The sequence below is a fragment of the Gilliamella sp. W8128 genome, from assembly GCF_016100545.1.
Classification (GTDB): domain Bacteria; phylum Pseudomonadota; class Gammaproteobacteria; order Enterobacterales; family Orbaceae; genus Gilliamella; species Gilliamella apis.
In genome coordinates this window covers 1-4,665 of sequence record NZ_JACFSE010000018.1, presented here as the reverse complement: position 1 = coordinate 4,665, position 4,665 = coordinate 1, and the positions used below count along the sequence as shown (strand labels likewise).

At 40.8% G+C, this 4,665-nt stretch carries 3 protein-coding genes; 2 read left to right on the top strand and 1 reads right to left on the bottom strand.

The features are described 5' to 3' along the window. The first annotated feature begins 657 nt into the window (after window positions 1–657). On the top strand, window positions 658–2,055 hold the full coding sequence (locus H3U97_RS11295) for a hypothetical protein (RefSeq protein WP_198198998.1): 1,398 nt from the start codon (window positions 658–660) through the stop codon (window positions 2,053–2,055). A 51-nt stretch (window positions 2,056–2,106) separates the two neighbouring features. Here the strand turns inward: H3U97_RS11295 and H3U97_RS11290 are convergent, their stop codons facing one another. Next, on the bottom strand, window positions 2,107–2,457 hold the full coding sequence (locus H3U97_RS11290) for a hypothetical protein (RefSeq protein WP_198198997.1): 351 nt from the start codon (window positions 2,455–2,457) through the stop codon (window positions 2,107–2,109). 487 nt (window positions 2,458–2,944) lie between these two features. Between H3U97_RS11290 and H3U97_RS11285 the strand changes: the two genes are divergently transcribed. After that, a complete protein-coding gene (locus H3U97_RS11285) occupies window positions 2,945–4,339 on the top strand; it encodes a hypothetical protein (RefSeq protein WP_198198996.1) in 1,395 nt (464 codons plus the stop codon). The last annotated feature ends 326 nt before the right edge of the window (window positions 4,340–4,665 follow it).

Here is a 4,665-nt window from a genome sequence, read left to right as displayed (position 1 = left end):
ACAGGGATGTTTGCCAAGGCGGTGCTTTGTCAGGAACAAATCACAGCCGGTGCGTTAAGAGCGAACGAAGGCGGAAGGCAGTCACGCAGTGACCACTTGCGTGGTCGCCGCGGGAGATTGTAAAGAGGGTTCGCGCCAACCCTCTTAACTCGGACGTAATCACCGTATAGAAATAACCACCAAACAACAAAACGTCCGAAACTCAAACAACCAAAAAAATTGAGGAACGAGGTTTTTAAAGCCTAAAAATCCCCCTAAAGTTTCCCCGAAATTGGTTTTAAGCGAGTAATTAAGCGGTAATATTACATTAATCTTTACAAAAGTTAACAATTAAACCGCCAAAAAAAGTTGCATGGTTTTTTGCAATCACTATACTTTTATAGCATATTTACACGAATGGATAAATTTTATGCCATTAGGCTTAAAATTTTAAATAAATCATAAAATTGGATTGACAAGGATATCTGATATGGATTATAATTTTCAACACACAACACACAACACACAACCTGCCCAACCTATAATTTCACCTTTCTAAAGTTAAGCTCACACCGTTTATTATTTAACCGCAGTTTATTATTTCGACAATTTCCCAAATTTCCCAAATTTCAGCAAAATTTTTCAAAATTTCTTGGTTTAGCCTGTTTATCTCGGCCGATGGTTTTGGTATTAACCGTGGTTGTTTTACAGTCTATCTCTTTTTCTAATTATGCATTAACCACTAAAACGACCAATATTATTTATGGCTCAGCCCCTTATTTAACCTTTGATGGTGGTCGTACCCGGGTAACCAATACCGAAGCGCTACTCGGGATATCCCTTTCTGATGGTAGAACATTCACCCCCACAACCAATAATTCGAGTTCAACTAATCCTATTGAGTTACCTGTTGCTGGTCAGAGTTCTGCGGATATTGGTACGTTAGTACCAACGAATACTAATTCTATTGCATTAAGTTCACTTATTCGCGCACCGTATAATTATTGGGGAGATGATGATGGCGATGGTCAAGGAGTTAATGGCGTCACCGCTACCGGTAGTTTAAATTTATCTATTGTTGATAAAGACAATAATCGTGTTGCCCGTAATGAAGTACTGACTATTTGTAAAGCGCCATATAAATTAACCTTATCTAATGGTGAAGGTAGATTAACAACACGTTATGGAGTACCTAATGAAAGTCGTTTTAGTGCAGGTAATGCCACTTATTATATTAATCCTAATATATCATCGCCAGCGATTTGTTATGCAAGACCTAACTTAAGGGGTAGTGGTATTTCTGCTGCCATTTGGAACCCTGATAAGGGTTTTCTAACCCAGTCAGTTACGCCATCGTCTTATAGTTTAAACTTCCCGACTACTGGTGCTCATAATTTGTTTTTTGATTTAGATATTAGTGGTGTTAGTCAGGCCTTATCTTGGGCTCCGGTTTCTCTTGGTGGTATTACGGCGACGATGACCGATTCAACAAGTACCAGCGTTCGAGTCACCCTAACGGGTCCTATTGCTCCATCATCGCAATGGCAAGTACAATATCCTAGAGTCGCTAAACCATCATTACCGCAGGTATTTGAGTTAGTTGGTCGTGATAGCAGTGGTAATGCGGTGGTCAAATATGGATTTGTGTTACGGAAGTGGTTTGTTAATCGTAGTAATTATGTAAGTACGGGTATTGAACTGTCAAATTGGTGTATTTATGCGGGATACGTTCTCCCAAGGGTCAAGGATTTAGTTAATGTGTCTTGTCCATGGCGTGTTACCAAACCTTTGCAGTGTGGAGATTTTGTAGGGATAAATTCTACGTCTGCGTCACCTGATAATCGCTCTAGACGTCACATTGGTGCAGGATTTTTCTCGGAATGGGGGGATATGCGCTATTACAGGGGTGCCAACTTCCAAAGAGGGGCCTATTGGACGAAGACTGTGTATAGCCCTAATGATCTTAGTGATAATGTTAGTTATGTGGTCAATTACGATGGTGCTATGGGATACTCTAATCCTAGGGAACGACATGACAACCTTGTCGGACTCTGTGTCTATCCTTATCCTCGTTAGCTATTATTTCTTAGTTCTTAAGTATTGAAGCTGAGGATAAAAAAAATAACGTTAGGGTGTTAAATAATCATTGCGCCCTGCCAAGGCAATGGCGTTGACGTTGACGAAGTCGGCGATAAAAACGATTTTGCGGTGCGACATTCGCAATGTGCTGACAACTGAGTGAGGTAAGCATGGCAAACAGGGATGTTTGGCAAGGAGCGTTAACAGCGAACGCAGGCGGAGGGCAGTCACATCGTGACCACTTGCGTAGTCGCCGCGGGAGATGGTAAAGTGGGTTGGCGCCAACCCTCTTAACTCGGACGTAATCACCGTATAGAAACAACCGCAAAACAACAAACGTCCGAAACTCAGCGAACCAAAAAAATTTTGAGGAACGGGATTTTTAAAGCTAAAATCCATCCAATAAATCGCTAACGTTAGTTATAACATCAGCTAGTAACCAAAAAAATTTGCGGAACGAGGTTTTTAAAGCCTAAAAATCCCCTAAAGTTTCTCCGAAATTGGTTTTAAAGAAGTAATTAAAACGTAATATTACATTAATCTTTACAAAAGTTAACAATTAAACCGCCAAAAAAAGTTGCATGGTTTTTTCCAATCACTATACTTTTATAGCATATTTGTACGAATGGATAAATTTTATGCCGTTAGGCTTAAAATTTTAAATAAATCATAAAATTGGATTGACAAGGATATCTGATATGGATTATAATTTTCAACAAGCAACAAGCAACAAGCAACCTGCCCAACCTATAATTTCACCTTTCTAAAGTTAAGCTCACACCGTTTATTATTTCACTGCAGTTTATTATTTCAGCAATTTCCAAAATTTCCGAAATTCCGGCAAAATTTTTCAAAATTTCTTGGTTTAGCCTGTTTACCTCGGCCGATGGTTTTGGTATTAACCATGGTTGTATTACAGTCTATCTCTTTTGCTAATTATGCATTAACCACTAAAACGACCAATATTATTTATGGCTCAGCACCATATTTAACCTTTGATGGTGGTCTTACTCGGGTGACAAATACCGAAGCGCTACTCAGGATATCCCTTTCTGATGGTAGAACATTTACTCCCACAACCACTAATTCAAGAGACAATCCTATCATTTTACCTGTTGATGGTCAGAGTTTTAATGATATTGGTATGTTAGTACCAAGGAATACTGATTCTATTGCATTAAGTTCACTTATTGGCACACCGTATAATTATTGGGGTGATGATGATGGCGATGGTCAAGGAGTTAATGGTGTCACAGCTACCGGTAGTTTAAATTTATCCATTGTCGATAAAAATAATCAAGCTGTTGCCCGTAATGAAGTACTGAGTATTTGTAAAGCGCCTTATAGACTAACGTTATCTAATACTAACGGTACATTAACAACACGTTATGGAGTACCTAATGAAAGTCGTTTTAGTGCAAGTAATGCCACTTATTATATTAAACCTAAGGCAGCGCCAGTGATTTGTTTTGCAAGACCTAGCGCATATGGTGGAAAAGGTCTTTCTGCTGCCGTTTGGCAATCTGGTAAGGGTTTTCTACCACAGTCAGTTACACCATCGTCTTATGGTTCAAACTTCCCGACTACTGGCGCTAATCTTATGAGGTTTGATTTAATTATTGCCGGCACTAATCAGGCCTTATCTTGGGCGCCGGTTTCTCATGAAGGTATTACGGCGACGATGACCAATTCAACAAGTACCAGCGTTCGAGTCACCCTAACGGGTCCTGTTGCTACACGCTCGCAATGGCAATCAGAAAATCCAGGTAGAATCGATAGACCATCTTTACCGCAGACATTTGAGTTAGTCGGTCGTGATAGCAGTGGTAATGCGGTGGTCAAATATGGTTTTGTGTTAAAGCAGTGGTTTGTTAATCGTGGTGATTATCTAAGTAACTATTCTAGTGTGGAATCTTGGTGTAATAAGATTGGAGGATACCGTGTTCCAAAGGTCAAGGATTTAACTAATGCGACTTGTCAGGGAGAGCATTCAGGTGCTTGGTGTCAAGGAGGTGCAGTAGGTGCAACGCCTTCGTCACCTGATAATTACTATCGGCGTCACATTGGTGCAGGATTTATCACGGAATGGGCGAGTATGAGCAATTACGCTGGTGCCAACGGCAGCGGTGGGAGGTTTAGATATTGGACACAAGATAGGGTGGGTAGTACTCAAAGGTTTTTTTATGTTTACTCGGTTGAAGGTGAGGTTGCTGGGGCGTCTTCCGAGAATGGGAATGGGGATATCAACAACAAACATGGCGGAATCTGTGTCTATCCTTAGCTATTATTTCTTAGTTCTTAGGTATTAAAGCTGAGGATAAGAAAAATAACGTTAGGGCATTAAATAATCATTGCCCTGCCAAGGCAATGGCGCTGACGAAGAGGGCGATAAAAAGCGATTTTGTGGTGCGACATTCGCAACGTGCTGACAACTGCGTGAGGTTAGCATGGCAAACAAGGATGTTTGGCAAGGAGCGTTAACAGCGAACGAAGGCGGAAGGTAGTCACATCGTGACCACTTACGTGGTCGCCGCGGGAGATTGTAAAGAGGGTTGGCGGCAACCCTCTTAACTCGGACGTAATCACCGTATAGAAACAACCACAAAA